The organism is Paenibacillus sp. ACRRY, from assembly GCF_022346995.1.
In the GTDB taxonomy this organism is placed as follows: Bacteria; Bacillota; Bacilli; order Paenibacillales; family Paenibacillaceae; genus Paenibacillus.
The window spans coordinates 298,482-313,030 of sequence record NZ_JAKRNM010000001.1 but is presented as its reverse complement, the minus strand read 5'-3'; the positions used below and the strand labels follow the sequence as shown (position 1 = coordinate 313,030).

Here is a 14,549-nt window from a genome sequence, read left to right as displayed (position 1 = left end):
TACAAAAAGCCGCCACCAGGCGACTTTATATACCATTGTGTATTTATTGCCTAGACGACCCGGTATTCAAAATTGGAGAAATCGGCCATGCCTCCAATGACTTTCGTTGAGTAGAGGAATAAGCCAATCCGGCAGCCCATAAAATGGTCCAATTTATAGAACATCTTGTGGGGGATGCCAATAGGCTTCCACTCCGTATCATCAAGGTAGGCAAATGAACACTCATCCTGATTATTCACAAAATGACCTGACGCCTGGAGCGTAACGACCGGCCCGGCTACGGGGATTCGTGCATGTTCCGTCGCTGGCTCCTGATCAATCAAATTCCCGAATATGCTGGGATCCTGACTTTCCCGCGCCTGCATGACAAGGTAAAACTGTCCCTCATCCCTTGTTAAAGCAATCAAACCGTAAGTTCCTATTAAAAAACATATTCCTGCATAATCACCATCGTTTAATCCGCTACCATCCAGTGTCACGTTAACCGTACATGCAGGTCCCATCGCGCGCTGGGTTAATGTATTTACAGCAAACGTTAAGTTCGGACTGAGCTGACCGCTCCGAATACGATATGTACCAGGCTTCTCGGTTACAGTCCAAAGCTCATCATGGGGCGTATGATTCCACTGCCAAAAATCACGCAGCCGTACTCTACCGTCTTCTCCAATGTGATAACTGAAATCGTCGCTGCCTACCAGTGGGCTGTATTGATAACCCGGCCTTGTGCTAGGAATATCGATTTCTTTTGGTGCCTTGCTTGCAAAAACGGGTATGCTGCCATCAAAATGCAGGGGAACAAGTACTGGAATACGACCCACCGCACCATGATCCTGAAACAGCATGGCATACCATTCTCCATCCGGTGTATCCACAATCCCACCTTGCGCAACACCTGAATTGAAATAACCCATATCATCGTTAAAAACTTCCCCACCGACAAATTCACCGTCTATCGTATCCGCCATGAAGTAAGCCTGTGTTCTTCGTCCCGCCTCTTTCGAAATGTGAATCAGGAACACATAATACTTCCCATTGATTTTATAGAAATGGGCTCCCTCGTAACCCAGATGGAAAGGCTCTCGCTCTTTAACGATTAATCGCTGCAATCCCCCCGGTTTAGGTCCTGACAGATCAGCCTTTAACTCGATCAGATGAATTTCGGTATTACCATGTACCAGATATACCCGGTCGTCATCGTCAAAGAAAAGTGAGCAATCATGATAAAAGCCCTCAACAATGCGTTTGTTCCATGGCCCTAATATAGATGAAGAGGTGTACAAATACGTCTTTCGCGTATCGTTGGCTACAAAGATTACATAAAAAGTCCCTTGATGATACCGAAGTGAAGCTGCCCACATTCCTTTACTATAAATCTGCTTACCGTCTTCCAGTCTTTGGGCGGGCGTGTCATCCAGTCTATCATACACATGAGTAGCCACTTCCCACTGCATCAGATCATATGAACGCAGGATGACACATCCTGGCATCATATGCATCGTCGTACTCACCATGTAATACGTATCTTCTATGCGGATAACATCGAGATCTGGATAATCGGCCCATAGAATCGGATTGTGATGAACCATGCCTTAATACACCCCGCTTATTTATGAATAGTTTAAAAATATCGTTAAAATTAGCAATTCAAACATTGACTCTTCAGTCAAAATCATTTTACATGTTTTAATCCAGAAGCGACAGAAAAAAATAACATCTTTCTCCATTATGATGAAGGTTGACTCTGGGAGTTAAGCGCTTTCAATAATAGATAAGATAATATGATCTTCTCTTTAAAACCAAATACAAGCTCAAAAAAAGATTTTATAGGTCGGCTTCAAGGTATGATTATATAACTAGGGAGGCCCGTGAGGCCCCCCTTAAACTTGTTATTTTTCCGGGTATGGATCAATCATACGAATGGTTCCATCGGAGTTATACGTCAGTTCGGCAAATTTGACACAGCGCTTGTAATCGACACCACCGGACAGAGAACAGTCATGATAAAATAAATACCATTTATCCTCAAATTGAACAATGGAATGATGTGTTGTCCATCCCAAAACAGGCGGTAATATGGTGCCCTGGAACGTGAATGGTCCCATAGGATTGTCACCTGTAGCATATACCAGCTTGTGCGTTGTTCCAGTGGAGTAAGACAAGTAATACTTGCCATTGTACTTGTGCATCCATGGTCCTTCGAAATATCTGCATTCTTCGTTGCTCGCGGTAAGCGGCTTGCCTTCCTGATCCAGGATTACAATTTCCAATGCTTCCTTAGACATAGAGAGCATATCCTCGCTGAGCTTGGCAATTCTTGGGCCAAGCGCAGGCGCATCCGGAGCAGGACCTTCAGCATCTTCCACGTAGCTTCCCGTCTGCCACTTCTCCAACTGACCGCCCCACAGGCCGCCAAAGAGCATGTAGGCTTCGTTGTCCTCATCAATGAATACGGCAGGGTCAATGCTGAAGCTGCCTGGGATGTACTGCTCCTCCGGTTGGAATGGACCTTGGGGAGAAGAGCTTGTTGCTACACCGATCCGGAAGATGCCATCATGATCGCGTGCGGGGAAAAACAGATAATATTTCCCGTTTTTGTATGCTGCATCTGGCGCCCACATCTGACTGGATGCCCACGGGACATCCTTAACGTGCAGCACTTCACCATGATCCACGACCGGTGAGTTCAGATCGGCCATGGACAAGACATGGTAATCCTCCATTTTGTATTGGTCTCCGTTGTCATTCACCGGACCGTCATGATCCAGATCATGAGATGGATAGATATAGATCCGATCTTCAAAAACATGCGCTGATGGATCTGCAGTATAGATGTGGGTGACTAACGGTTGATGCGGTTTAGGCACTTCAGACATTCAAATACTCCCTTTCAAAAGAGATGATTCAATTCCAAATTTATTTTCGGACGCTTTAACGATATAAGTATCACTTTTTCTCCATTGCAGCTTGCTTCGGAATCTGCGCGACGCGCTCATAAGCCGGTTTGGGAGCATGTGATTCATCGAACAAAAATGGCCAATTTTTTCTGCCTCTGACCGGGAAATGATCAAGCCAGGTATAATCATCTGCTGCTCCCCAGAATGTGACGGCACTAATGTGTTCACGATATTCGTAAAGGAGACGGAAAATGGATTCATAACGCTCGGCTTGCAGTTCCAGCATCCCCTTCTCAGGAACAGTCAGGTCCGTACGTCGGTCGTCAAAGCGAAATACCGATACGTCAAGTTCAGTCAGCTGAAGCTGAAGGCCAAGCTGGGCATAACGCTCAATGGCAGCACGCATGTCGTCCAGCGTGGGGTCGTATAAATTCCAGTGTGCCTGCAAACCTACCCCATGAATCGGTACGCCTTGATCCAGCAGTGAACGAACAAGTCGGTAGATGCGCTCCCGCTTATGCGGGTTGGACTCGTTATAGTCGTTATAAAACAAGAGAGCCTGTGGATCTGCTTCATGAGCAAACTCGAATGCTTTGGCAATAAAGTCCTCCCCGGCAATATCCAGCCATTTGGAAGGCCGCAGAAATGCACTTTCATCATTCTCATCAGAGATGACCTCATTCACAACATCCCAGCAGTAGATAACATCCTTATATCTGCCGACGACAGTCTGAATATGCGAGCGAAGCCGTTCAAGCAATAAATCCCGCTCCGCTTTTCCGCCCGCTTCGTTTTCGAACAACCAATCGGGAGTCTGATTATGCCAGACCAGCGTATGTCCTCGCAGTGCCATACCTTGTTCTCTGGCAAATGACGCTATGACGTCTGCGTTCTCGAACGTGTACAGATTCTCCTCCGGGTGTAGGCTTGAAAATTTCATTTCATTCTCTGCTGTTAAGCTGTTGAAGTGGTAGGCCAGCAGCGAGCGCTGGCTGTTGATCGTCAGGGGGTTAACCGCTGCACCGATATGAAAAGCATCCTTATATAAAGTCTTCAATGATTCCTCTTCACGCCTGGATTCCATAATTCCCCTCCTCCTGATTACCGAATAAGCAATATTAGTTCGTCTCGTTAGATCAGTTAGCTAGATTTCATAATCGAACCAATCGAAGCGTGCAGGTGAATGACTTGCCTGGCCGTTGCCAGTGGCATATAACCCGACTACCGCTCCGGTAAAGCACATTTTATGCACAAAGTCCTCCGGAGAGATGCCCCGTGCTGAACCCGTTCCAAGACTTACCCAGTCCTGTTCATTCAAGGAGCAGCTCAGTTTGTAGTCCGTCTCCGTTGATTCAATCCGAAGGAACAGCTGCTCTGCTTCTGTCTCATTCTCGTACACGACTTTCGACTCTTCACGTACCGTCAGACGGGCAAAAATGAGGTTGCGTCCTTCCGACCTTTTAACACCAAGCTCATAATGCGCATCCTCATCCCGACGAATACACATGCCCGCTTCTTCTCCATCCGCAGTCGGCACAAATGTCATGCTGGTTGTATAGCAAGCCTGAAGATGCTGCTGTCTGCGGCCAATAAACGTAATCTGACCAACGTCGCTGAGATTTGCCTCCTGCCCGTAAAGTGTCAATGAGCCCGGATGTTCCGTTATGGAGCATGCTCCTTCTGACGGATTGCGCACAAACATCCACTGCGGACCCAGTTCTTCATTGAAGTCATCCCGGCCTGCAACAATTGCTGCATTTCCATCCACTTGAGAAGGAACTGACATCGGCTTTCGCTGAATCGTCATGTCCAGGCTTACTGTGCCTTCATTGTTGTCAATGTGCGGCCAGCCCTCATTCCAGACAACCGGCGCAAGGAATGTTTCGCGTCCAAGCACGCTATATCCGTCTTCTGTCAAGCGGACGCCAAGGAATACAGCCCACCATTCTCCGTGATGATCCTCCACCAGATCGGCATGGCCCAAATACTGGATAGGGTGGTCCAAATGGCGGTGAGTCAGAATCGGTTCTGGATACCGTTCGAACGGACCATACGGATGTTCGCTGCGACCGATGATTTCGCGATGCTCCTTAGCCGTCCCTCCGGAAGCAGACATCATATAATACATCCCGTTGATTTTGTACAAGTGCGGCCCCTCGGTCCACGGTCCACCGTCTCCGTGCCATACCACCTGTGGTTCGGACAACGCCTCTCCTGTCGTGATGTCGATCTCATATTGAATGGCATGAGAATCGTAGTCCGCTCCTTGCTGAGCGGTGACATACACTTTCCCGTCATCGTCAAAAAACAGAGAGGGGTCGATTCCCCCATACGGAATGCGAATCGGATCAGACCATGGTCCCGCAGGGTTGGTTGCCGTAACATAGAAGTTCCCGATACCTCTAACATCTGTCGTAATCATATAAAACGTACCTTCGTGGTATCGCAGCGCAGGGGCATAAATCCCGTCCGAACTCTTTTGACCAGTCAAATCAAGCTGGCTTACCCGATCCAATATGTTGCCGATCTGCTCCCAGTGAATCAGATCCGGGCTCCGAAAAATCGGAACCCCCGGAAAATACTCAAACGAACTGCAAACAAGGTAAAAGTAATCCTCTGCCTTCACAATGCTCGGATCCGGATAAAATCCGGGAAGAATCGGGTTCGCATAGCGAATTTGTTGTACTTGAAGCTGTGACATTTATTCCTTCACACTCCCTACGTTAAGTCCTACGACAAAGTATTTTTGCATGAACGGGTATACAAGCAAAATCGGAACGGAAGCTACTATGGTTACGGCTGCACGAATGGAAATTGGGGTTACCTGAGTCGAATGCTCTGCCCCTATACCATTGGCAACGGAAGGATTGCTGTTGGCGTTCATACTGGATGACAACAATTTCATCAATTCATATTGCAGCGTGCTGAGCTCTTGACGAGACGACGTGTACAGAAAAGCATCAAACCAGGAGTTCCAAGCCCCGACGGCAACAAAAAGCGCAATGGTCGCCAGTACAGGTTTACATAGCGGGAAAATAATTTTCCAGAAAATCCGGAAATCTCCTGCACCGTCTATTTTCGCAGATTCAATCAAGCTTTCAGGTATCGTGTAAATATACGTACGAATGACGATCAGGTTAAACGCACTTACCAGTGATGGCAGGACATACACCCAGAAGGAGTTAATCAAATGCAGATCCTTCATGAGGAAATATCCTGGAATCAGACCGGCGTTGAAATACATGGTCAGTACAAAAACAGTTGTAATCAGCTTACGGAAGATATAATCGCGCCGGCTCAGCGTATAGGCCAGCATGGTGGTCAAGAAAATATTAAGCAGTGTTGAAAGTACGGTCCGCGCAACTGAAACCAAAAACGCATTATAGATCGTGCCTGAAGCAAAAACTGCTTTGTAATTCTGCAAGGTGAAATCACGAGGCCATAAATATAAGCCTCCCCGAATGGTGTCATTCCCTGCATTAAACGAAACTACAATGGTGTTCAAAAATGGATACAGCGTCACAATTACGAGCACGATCATGAAGATCGTATTAAAGGTGCCGAACAGAAACGGTTCAAGGCCTCTGGCACCAGGACGGCGTATCGAAAGCGCCGATGTATTTCCTAAACCGGACAATGGTGTTTTTTTCATCTTATAAGAGCCTCTCTTCCCCAAGCCGCTTGGCTGTCCAATTCGCTACAAGCAACATCGTAATGCTGACCACGGTCTTGAATATACCGCCTGCAGTCGCAAGCGAATAGTTACCCTGTGCAATCCCGTATTTGAGCACAAAGATATCAATCGTTTCTGCCCAGTCAACAACCAATCCGTTACCCAGCAAATATTGAACCTCGAAACCGGCCTCTAGAATATGCCCAATCGACATAATCAACAGGATGACAATGGTAGGCTTGATTCCTGGCAAGGTGACATTCCACATTTTTTGATAACGGTTAGCTCCATCAATGTCGGCAGCTTCGTACTGTGCCGGGTCAATCGAGGCCATAGCCGCCAAATAAATGATGGTACTCCATCCAACTTCTTTCCAAATGTGGGAGCTTGCAACAACGCCCCAGAAGTACTTACCTTCCGTCAGCCATAGAATAGGCTCATCAATTAAATGCAATTTCATCAGGATATCGTTGACAATACCGTCAGAAGCAAGCGATGTCGCTACGATTCCGGTAACGATAATCCATGATAAGAAGTGAGGCAGATACGAGATCGTCTGTACCGTCCGCTTCCACAGGACCTTCTTGATCTCATTAAGCAGCAATGCCAGAACAATAGCGGTTACAAAACCCAAAATCATGTTGATGACACTCATGGCTAGCGTATTACGAAGCACTCGCAAAAAATTGTCATCGGTAAATAAAAATTGGAAATGCTTAAATCCTACCCACGTCTGCTGCGAGAAACTCCGGGCCGGTTTATAATCCTGAAAGGCCATCGTCCAACCCCATACAGGTACATACGCAAAGACAATAATGTACGCAAGCAGAGGAACAGACATCCAAATGAGTTGTCTCTGTGCTTTAATATTCTGCCAAGTAATCCGCCTGATTTTCGGTTTTTTCTTCGGGCGGAGCGGCTTGGTACCCACTACAATTTCCTCCATAATATCAAGCTCCCTATCCATCTTTATAATCAAAGGAAAACGTCGAAACAACCAGAACACATCTGCCATAACCATGTTTCAAAAGAATCAGGAAGGAAGGTTATCTTCCTTCCTGACATAAGTTGTTTTTATTTCACAGACCAGTTATCAATTCTCCACTGCAACACTTCATTGATACGATCTTCATATGCCTTGATGTCAAGCTTTTGAATCTCGGAAACGTATTCGTTCCAAACATTGTCAAACTCTGATGTACCGGCCAAGATGGCTTTTGGCAAATATTTGGTCGACAATTCGTTCAGCTTCGTATTGGCAATCTTGGCTGGAGATCCCTCTACCACGTCGACAGACCAAGCAGGGTAAGTCACTGGATTTTCCGGTGGAGCACTGAAGAAATCGATATAGCTGTTGAAACCATATGCATCCAAAACTTCCTTATCAAACGGTTTCAGGCTTGCCTGGTATTCTTCTGGCTGATTACTTGCCGAAGTTGCGTTGCCATCGCTAAAGTAACCTTCCATTTTCGGTGCAGTTCCATAAAATGCATCTGCTTTGTTAGCAAGCTTCCAAGCAGCATCCGCTGCCTTGTCGCGTTGTTCTTGTGTCTTCATGAAGCGGCCTTCTTCATTGACATAATAGTCTTCATCCACAATGCCCCAAGTGAGTGTTTTCTGCCATTCTTCCTCCATCAGTTTATCGAGCACTTTGAGGATTTTTACAGGATCTTTGGCACTCACGGTAATACCGAAACCATTGTTGAGATTCAGTGCTGCGCGGTCACGATAATAGTCTTTGGTGCTGCTGTCATACACGAGCGGGAAACCTACATAAGTGCGTTCAATTTTGTCTTGCGTTATGAGTGAATCTTCCGCGCTGCCGAAATTCCAATGTTGATCGAACATGCCGAGTACGGCACCACTGGACAATTTGGCCATATATTGGTCGTAGTTCTGTGCAAACGCTTCCTTATCAAGCAAGCCTTGTGCATTGATTTCATTTAACTTCTGATAGTACGTTTTGGCATAATCCTTATCAGCGAAGATTTCCGCCTTGCCATCGTTGACAACTACACCACCATCATTCGGATGACCGATCAAATGCTGAGGCGGGTTCAACAAGCCCCAGTTTTTCCAGTCATAGTTCAGTACCTCAAAACCAATTGTCGGCTTACCGTCAATGGTTGGATATTTCTCTTTGTATTTCTCAATTAAATCGAAGTATTCGTCCAGTGTTTTTGGAGTCGGATAACCGAACTCTTTCAGTACGGCTTTTTGAATCCAGAACGCAGGACCGCTGTAATAGGTGTCAGCTACTTCGCCGTTGTATGCACCATAGTTCGGCAGGTAGTAAATATGCCCATCGTTCGGGTCCTTCATTTGATTCCAGTACTTCTCGTAATGCTTCTTCAAATTCGGGGCGTGTTCCTCAATTAGATCTTCAAGTGGAATGACAGAACCTGCAGCTGTCAGTTTGGTATCCGCCGAGATCAGGTCTGGATAATCACCACCAGCAATCATAACACCGAGCTTTTGGTTCTTGTCACCGGCCAGGAATTCGAATTTGAATGATACGCCGAGCTCTTCCTTCATTTTTTTGTAGATCTTGTTGTCAGCGGTTGGCTGTTGACCGGCCTCGTTTAGGAATACCGAGATTTCTATCGGGTTGTCAGCCCCTACCGCTGTCCCACTTCCCTCTTCTCCGCTGCCTGGGTCATTTGTGCCACCGGAACAACCAGCCAGCACAACGCTCAGTGACAACAACATGGTTGCCCCCATACGGAAAAACTTCTTTTTACTGTCCCCCATAAAGCACCTCCAAAGTTTGATCTCGCCCTTGATGAAAGCCCTTTCATTTTAATAATTTCATTATAAATTTAATGGTAAATGGAAAATACACCCGAATTATAGCTCTTTCCGAGAAAAACTCAGGTTTTCAATCTATAATCTATAGATTCAACCGTTCACATTTTATAAAAGGTTTTCTTATACATGTTTCTTATACTCATTCGGAGACATGTTCAGCCTTTTCTCAAACTGCTTCAAAAAATGATGGTAGGTGGAATATCCCACTTTTTCCGAGACCTCGCTATTTTTGTATTGATTCAATTGGAGTAAACGGCAAGCTTCCTCAATCCGCAAATTATGTAATAGTTCATTAAATCCAATCCCATTTTTGCGTATGAGCAGTTGTCCCAGGTAGGCCGGATGCAGGAAGAAACGCTCCGCCAGCAATTTAATGCTCAATCCCTCTCGGTAGTGCTCATGAATGTAATCGTTGATATCCTGTACAATACCTTGCGTTTCAGAAGCATTCTCCTTAAGCAAAAGCTCAAAACAGACTCGACCGCACGATTGAAGCATGCCGATTAGATCATCCAATGTCAGCAGGCGTTCATCCAGATTCGGGATGTCAAACAGACGGTTCGAATCTCCTGCATCCTCCGCCAGTTTGGCCCTCATGTATGCTCGGATTTCATGAAGCAGGTAGATCAGGAATTTGCGGGCCTCCTCCGGGTGAACTCGTATCTGGCGAAAAGACTGCTCAATAAAATCCACTGCGGATCGGTAGACATCGTGATCAATGAGTTGAAATGCTCCCATAATTCTCTCCAGGAGTTCTACCTGATCGTATTGTCTTTGAAACCTAAGATCCTTAAGTCTGTCATAATCCATCACGCCGTTCCTTTCCGCCTCATAAAAGGCATGCAGGAGCGCTTTCTCTGCTGTCGCCAGGGAATGATGAATGCAAGTAAGTGAAGATTCTTCTTCACCAATCGCCATAAATGCGCGAAAGCCCGCCAGGCGGCGAGCCAGTCCCTCCAATCGCTGTCTTGCCGTGTCGCTCGTGCCCATGGAGGCAGATGCAGCACTACCAAACACGATGGAAACAAGATCATTTCGCAAACGAATCACATACATGGCTTTGGATCTGTCCAAGAATTCCGCAGCAATCGCGCTCCACTTGCAATAATCCTCTGCTGCAATCTGAACGAGGCATACATTCCAAACATCAGATGATTTTGACAGGGACTCCAGTAAACTTGCTGCTTCTGTGGACAGACCCTTGCCTATCAAAGCCTCTTTCATAGCCAAATTTTCCTTCTCTCTCCGTGCCACCTGACCAACGTATAGTTGTTCCCTCTCCTTAGCCAGTTCCTGTCCCATCTGACGGATCTCTAGCTCGGCCTGTTCCTCGTCCAGCGGTTTAAGCAAATACCGGGAAACTCTATATTTAAGTGCCTTTCGTGCATAATCAAAATCACTGTACCCTGTAAGAATAATGAATTTGGTAGATTCGTTGCCCCTGCGTCTCCACTCCTCAATCATCTCCAGGCCATCCATCATCGGCATATGAATATCAACCATAACCAGATCGGGCTTCAGCTCCTCCATTTGTTTAAGGCCTTCCGAACCGTTTCCGCAGACCCCGCACACTTCAAAGCCAAGATTTTCCCATGGTATCCATAACTGCAGACCCTCAAGCGCCAAAGGTTCATCGTCAATTAACAACACTTTAAATGCCATTGTCCACGCCTCCTTTTACATCCTGACGTTCCAGCAATTGCAACGGAATTTCGAAGGATACCTCAGTCCCCTCTCCAATCCTGCTTACCAGGTTAAAATTCACTTTATCGTCGTAGTACAATTCGAGGCGGCGATATACATTTCGTATTCCAATATTGTATCCTCCGCTCTCTTCCTTGCTTCGCATGTGATATAAAACCTCTTGAAGCCGTTCCTTATCCATGCCCTTGCCATTGTCAGATACGACTATACGCAGATGCTCATTTACAATTTCAGCTTGAATCTTCACATAGCCAAGTCCCTCAATAGCCTGGATGCCATGTTTACAAGCATTTTCCGCCAATTGCTGGATACTCATTTTGGGTATTTTATATCCCCTTGCCTCTTCAGTGATGTCAATATAGTATTCAAACTTGTCCCGGAAACGGAATTTCTCAATACCCAGGTACATAACCGTAAAACTCATTTCCTCCTCCAGCGTGACCACATCGTCCTTCCAATTCAACAGACGGCGAAGCAGCTTGGACAGATCCTTGATAATATCCTTCACGTCCGCATAGTTATTTTTGGTGCTAACCACTAGCAGTGCATTCAATGTATTGAATAGAAAGTGAGGGTTCATCTGGCTTTGCAGCAAATTAAGCTCAGCTCGAATGCGCTCAGCCTCCTGGCTTCGCTGCTGAATTTCAAGCTTGTACACGTTGTTGATCAATGAGTGGATTCGTGCCGTCATCATATTGAAATTGCCAATCAAATGACCAATCTCGTCTCGACCACCATCCATGTTGATCAATTCAAATTTTTCGTTGCCCACCTTCTGCATATGCCTCGACAGCCGTTTGACACGATAATTGTAGGAACGGAGCATGACATAAATGAAGATGGAAGTGATCAGGGTAATAATCCCGGCCAGCATTCCAAAATAAAGCTGCATCGATAACATCCCTTGTTTGACACGTGTTCCCTGGGGAACACCAATGAGCTTCCAACCCTTCACATAACTGGCACTTCCGATTGGTACGGTATGTAGGTCTTTGTCTTCCGCCTTGCTCATATCGAATGTTGCATAACTACGATCCACCTCGCCCTGATACTTGTCATCCGCAGACACGATAATTTGATTCTGGGCATTCACCAGATATAGATCGAGAGAACTCTTTTCTCTGGCAATCACATCATAGAAACGATTGAGGTAAAAATCGATACGTACCAACTTCTGATAAGAGTTGTCGGCGTTGTAATAGTCCATTTTTTCGATCACGCTTAAATACGATGAGGTCGCAGCACGATCATTTGTTGCTTGATCACGGTATGCAAGCACTTTTAGGGTTTCCCCAGCGGCCTGCCACTGCTCGAACCAGGTTCTGGAGCGTATGTCATTGTCCAGAACATAATAATCCCCACCAGGCACAATGGTCGGATTTTCGGTGTAAACTCCTATTCGCTGAATCTGATTGTTCACGGGAATATAGGAAGTCACCCGGTGGCGCAGCTGATCATCGAGTGTGTTATAGAAATCCAGTTGACTGTCATACACCCGGTCCATGGATTCAGACAACAACTTGTCCGTAATCAAAGCATGACTGACGGCAACGCCACCATCAATCATCGTATGGATATCCTTTCTTGCACGCTCCAGTGAGATTTGTAAATTCTGCTCTTCCCGCTCCTTGATCAACCCCGACATCCGATCCATGAACAAAACATTGCTTACAAAGATAGGAAGCAAAATACCAATAATATAGATCAATATAAATTTGTAATTCAAAGGAATATCGTTTACGATGCTGCGAAAACGAATCTTTCTGAACATATATGCTATCGCCATCCTTCATTCGTACTTCTCATCTATCCGGGGGGCTATTGCTGCTTACGAAATGCAGAAGGTGCCATGCCCGTCATTCGCTTGAACTGACTTACAAAATAGTCTGCATTCGGATAACCAGACTGTACCGCAATATCAGCAATACATGCGCAGCTTTGGCGTAGTAGCCTTTTCGCTTCCTCAATCCGTTTATCGTTTAAATATTCCCGAAACGTTTGGCCAGTCTGCTGCTTGAATGCTTGCCCCAAATAATTGGCGTTCATATGAAATTGCTGTGCGAGTTCCTGAAGCTGCAGCTTTTGACGGAACTCCTGATTGACGTATTGCACCACACGAAAAATGGTGCTGCATTCCTTTTCTTTTCGCTGCTCCTGCAGAGCCTCCAAAGCGTTCAAACTTAACACACGTGCATAATCCCGAAACGCTGGGTAGGAGTGGATTTTAGTAATGCCGCCTGCCCTATTTTGAACATCAAGCATAAAACTGCCCATATCTCCCTCCAGCTCCTTCAACTCCTTGAGAATACTCATTTCAAGGGCAAGCAATTGAACCCGGACGTATTCCATATTGGAGACGGGTAGTCCTAAGTCAGAATCAGCAAGAAGTGCTTGAATCTTCGCTTCCAACCTATCCTGTTCACCTGAAAGAATGGCTTCCATCAGTTTGGCTAAAGCTTTTTGATTTACGCTGGCCAATGGGTCACTCTGCGGCAGATCCTGATGATGAACAAATCCGCCCCCTCCCTGATAACGCTTCCATCTTAGAGCGAACAAAGCTCTCTCGTATGCGGATCGCATAACGAATTCTGTACCCGAATGAATTCCAATGGCTACGATCATGGACGAATGACCGGCATAGATCTCCAATATATTTCTGCCCATTGACTCAAGCTGCTTCAAGGAATAATCAATATCGGCAGCGAACACTCCGATATTTCCTTCAGCATCCACGAAAGGTTCCGACCAATGGACACCACCAAAAGCGTGTATTCGTTCTTTCACGTCTTCTTTACTGATATCCGTGGTGATTAGAAGACAGGCCATATCCTCATGGCCTTCCATTTGCAGCATCGTATTCACTTCGGCTTGCAGCTCCATGCTCTCTTCCCCTTGAATCAGGCGATCAAACAAACAATTCACATACAGGGCACGATCACGCTGGTGTACTGCTGCCGAAATCTGTTCTTCCTGAATTTTACGACCCATTTGTTCCAACACTTTTTCTATCTCGATCTCATCAATAGGCTTGAGCAAGTAGTCCTCTACTCTCTGCTCCAGCGCTGTTTTTACATACTCGAAGCTATCATATCCGCTTAAAATAACGAATCGTGGTGCTTTGGCCAGCCCATGCTTGGAACGGTCGATCAGTTCGAGGCCACTCACGGATGGCATATGAATATCTGTAAAAACCAGATCCGGCTGAAGACTTTCGATCATGGACCAGGCGGCATTGCCATTCTCTGCCTCACCACAGATGCGAAAACCGTATTTATCCCAATTCACCATGGTTCTCAGGCCTTCAAGTACCCACGGCTCGTCATCCACCAACAAAACATTCATCATTCGTCTTCCCCCTCTTCAGTAAATGAAGCATGCATCGTGTTTGATAGCGAACTTATAATGTTTTATTTCTTCAAACCAATACTATCATATGCTTAGCTTCATTAAAGCTAATAAATGCGTCGAAT

At 45.9% G+C, this 14,549-nt stretch carries 10 protein-coding genes; all 10 read right to left on the bottom strand.

Annotated elements, in window-relative coordinates:
• Nucleotides 1-50: 50 nt before the first annotated feature.
• Nucleotides 51-1,586 (bottom strand): glycoside hydrolase family 43 protein, encoded by a 1,536-nt coding sequence (locus MH144_RS01420; RefSeq protein WP_239296947.1) that lies wholly within the window; start codon nucleotides 1,584-1,586, stop codon nucleotides 51-53.
• A 300-nt stretch (nucleotides 1,587-1,886) separates the two neighbouring features.
• A complete protein-coding gene (locus tag MH144_RS01415) occupies nucleotides 1,887-2,873 on the bottom strand; it encodes a glycoside hydrolase family 43 protein (RefSeq protein WP_239296945.1) in 987 nt (328 codons plus the stop codon).
• A gap of 70 nt (nucleotides 2,874-2,943) precedes the next feature.
• On the bottom strand, nucleotides 2,944-3,978 hold the full coding sequence (locus tag MH144_RS01410; protein WP_275439930.1) for an endo-1,4-beta-xylanase: 1,035 nt from the start codon (nucleotides 3,976-3,978) through the stop codon (nucleotides 2,944-2,946).
• A gap of 60 nt (nucleotides 3,979-4,038) precedes the next feature.
• On the bottom strand, nucleotides 4,039-5,595 hold the full coding sequence (locus MH144_RS01405; RefSeq protein WP_239296943.1) for a glycoside hydrolase family 43 protein: 1,557 nt from the start codon (nucleotides 5,593-5,595) through the stop codon (nucleotides 4,039-4,041).
• Complete coding sequence (locus MH144_RS01400) at nucleotides 5,596-6,435, bottom strand: carbohydrate ABC transporter permease (RefSeq protein WP_227779547.1); 840 nt, start codon at nucleotides 6,433-6,435, stop codon at nucleotides 5,596-5,598.
• 112 nt (nucleotides 6,436-6,547) lie between these two features.
• Complete coding sequence (locus MH144_RS01395; RefSeq protein WP_095286681.1) at nucleotides 6,548-7,513, bottom strand: ABC transporter permease; 966 nt, start codon at nucleotides 7,511-7,513, stop codon at nucleotides 6,548-6,550.
• A gap of 128 nt (nucleotides 7,514-7,641) precedes the next feature.
• A complete protein-coding gene (locus MH144_RS01390; protein WP_239296941.1) occupies nucleotides 7,642-9,318 on the bottom strand; it encodes an ABC transporter substrate-binding protein in 1,677 nt (558 codons plus the stop codon).
• Between the two features lie 177 nt (nucleotides 9,319-9,495).
• Nucleotides 9,496-11,037 (bottom strand): response regulator transcription factor, encoded by a 1,542-nt coding sequence (locus MH144_RS01385; protein WP_239296932.1) that lies wholly within the window; start codon nucleotides 11,035-11,037, stop codon nucleotides 9,496-9,498.
• The gene (locus MH144_RS01380; protein ID WP_239296921.1) at nucleotides 11,027-12,850 is read right to left on the bottom strand and encodes a sensor histidine kinase; all 1,824 of its coding nucleotides are present in this window, start codon (nucleotides 12,848-12,850) and stop codon (nucleotides 11,027-11,029) included. The genes MH144_RS01385 and MH144_RS01380 overlap by 11 nt, the downstream gene beginning before the upstream one ends.
• A 47-nt stretch (nucleotides 12,851-12,897) precedes the next feature.
• Complete coding sequence (locus tag MH144_RS01375; protein WP_239296919.1) at nucleotides 12,898-14,424, bottom strand: response regulator transcription factor; 1,527 nt, start codon at nucleotides 14,422-14,424, stop codon at nucleotides 12,898-12,900.
• Between the last annotated feature and the right edge of the window lie 125 nt (nucleotides 14,425-14,549).

Bases quoted from the DNA above. Each gene is read 5' to 3' on its own strand.
- MH144_RS01410 (WP_275439930.1), bottom strand. From the start codon at position 3,978: ATGGAATCCAGGCGTGAAGAGGAATCATTGAAGACTTTATATAAGGAT.
- MH144_RS01390 (WP_239296941.1), bottom strand. From the start codon at position 9,318: ATGGGGGACAGTAAAAAGAAGTTTTTCCGTATGGGGGCAACCATGTTG.
- MH144_RS01415 (WP_239296945.1), bottom strand. From the start codon at position 2,873: ATGTCTGAAGTGCCTAAACCGCATCAACCGTTAGTCACCCACATCTAT.
- MH144_RS01420 (WP_239296947.1), bottom strand. From the start codon at position 1,586: ATGGTTCATCACAATCCGATTCTATGGGCCGATTATCCAGATCTCGAT.
- MH144_RS01395 (WP_095286681.1), bottom strand. From the start codon at position 7,513: ATGGAGGAAATTGTAGTGGGTACCAAGCCGCTCCGCCCGAAGAAAAAA.
- MH144_RS01375 (WP_239296919.1), bottom strand. From the start codon at position 14,424: ATGATGAATGTTTTGTTGGTGGATGACGAGCCGTGGGTACTTGAAGGC.
- MH144_RS01400 (WP_227779547.1), bottom strand. From the start codon at position 6,435: ATGATCGTGCTCGTAATTGTGACGCTGTATCCATTTTTGAACACCATT.
- MH144_RS01405 (WP_239296943.1), bottom strand. From the start codon at position 5,595: ATGTCACAGCTTCAAGTACAACAAATTCGCTATGCGAACCCGATTCTT.
- MH144_RS01385 (WP_239296932.1), bottom strand. From the start codon at position 11,037: ATGGCATTTAAAGTGTTGTTAATTGACGATGAACCTTTGGCGCTTGAG.
- MH144_RS01380 (WP_239296921.1), bottom strand. From the start codon at position 12,850: ATGTTCAGAAAGATTCGTTTTCGCAGCATCGTAAACGATATTCCTTTG.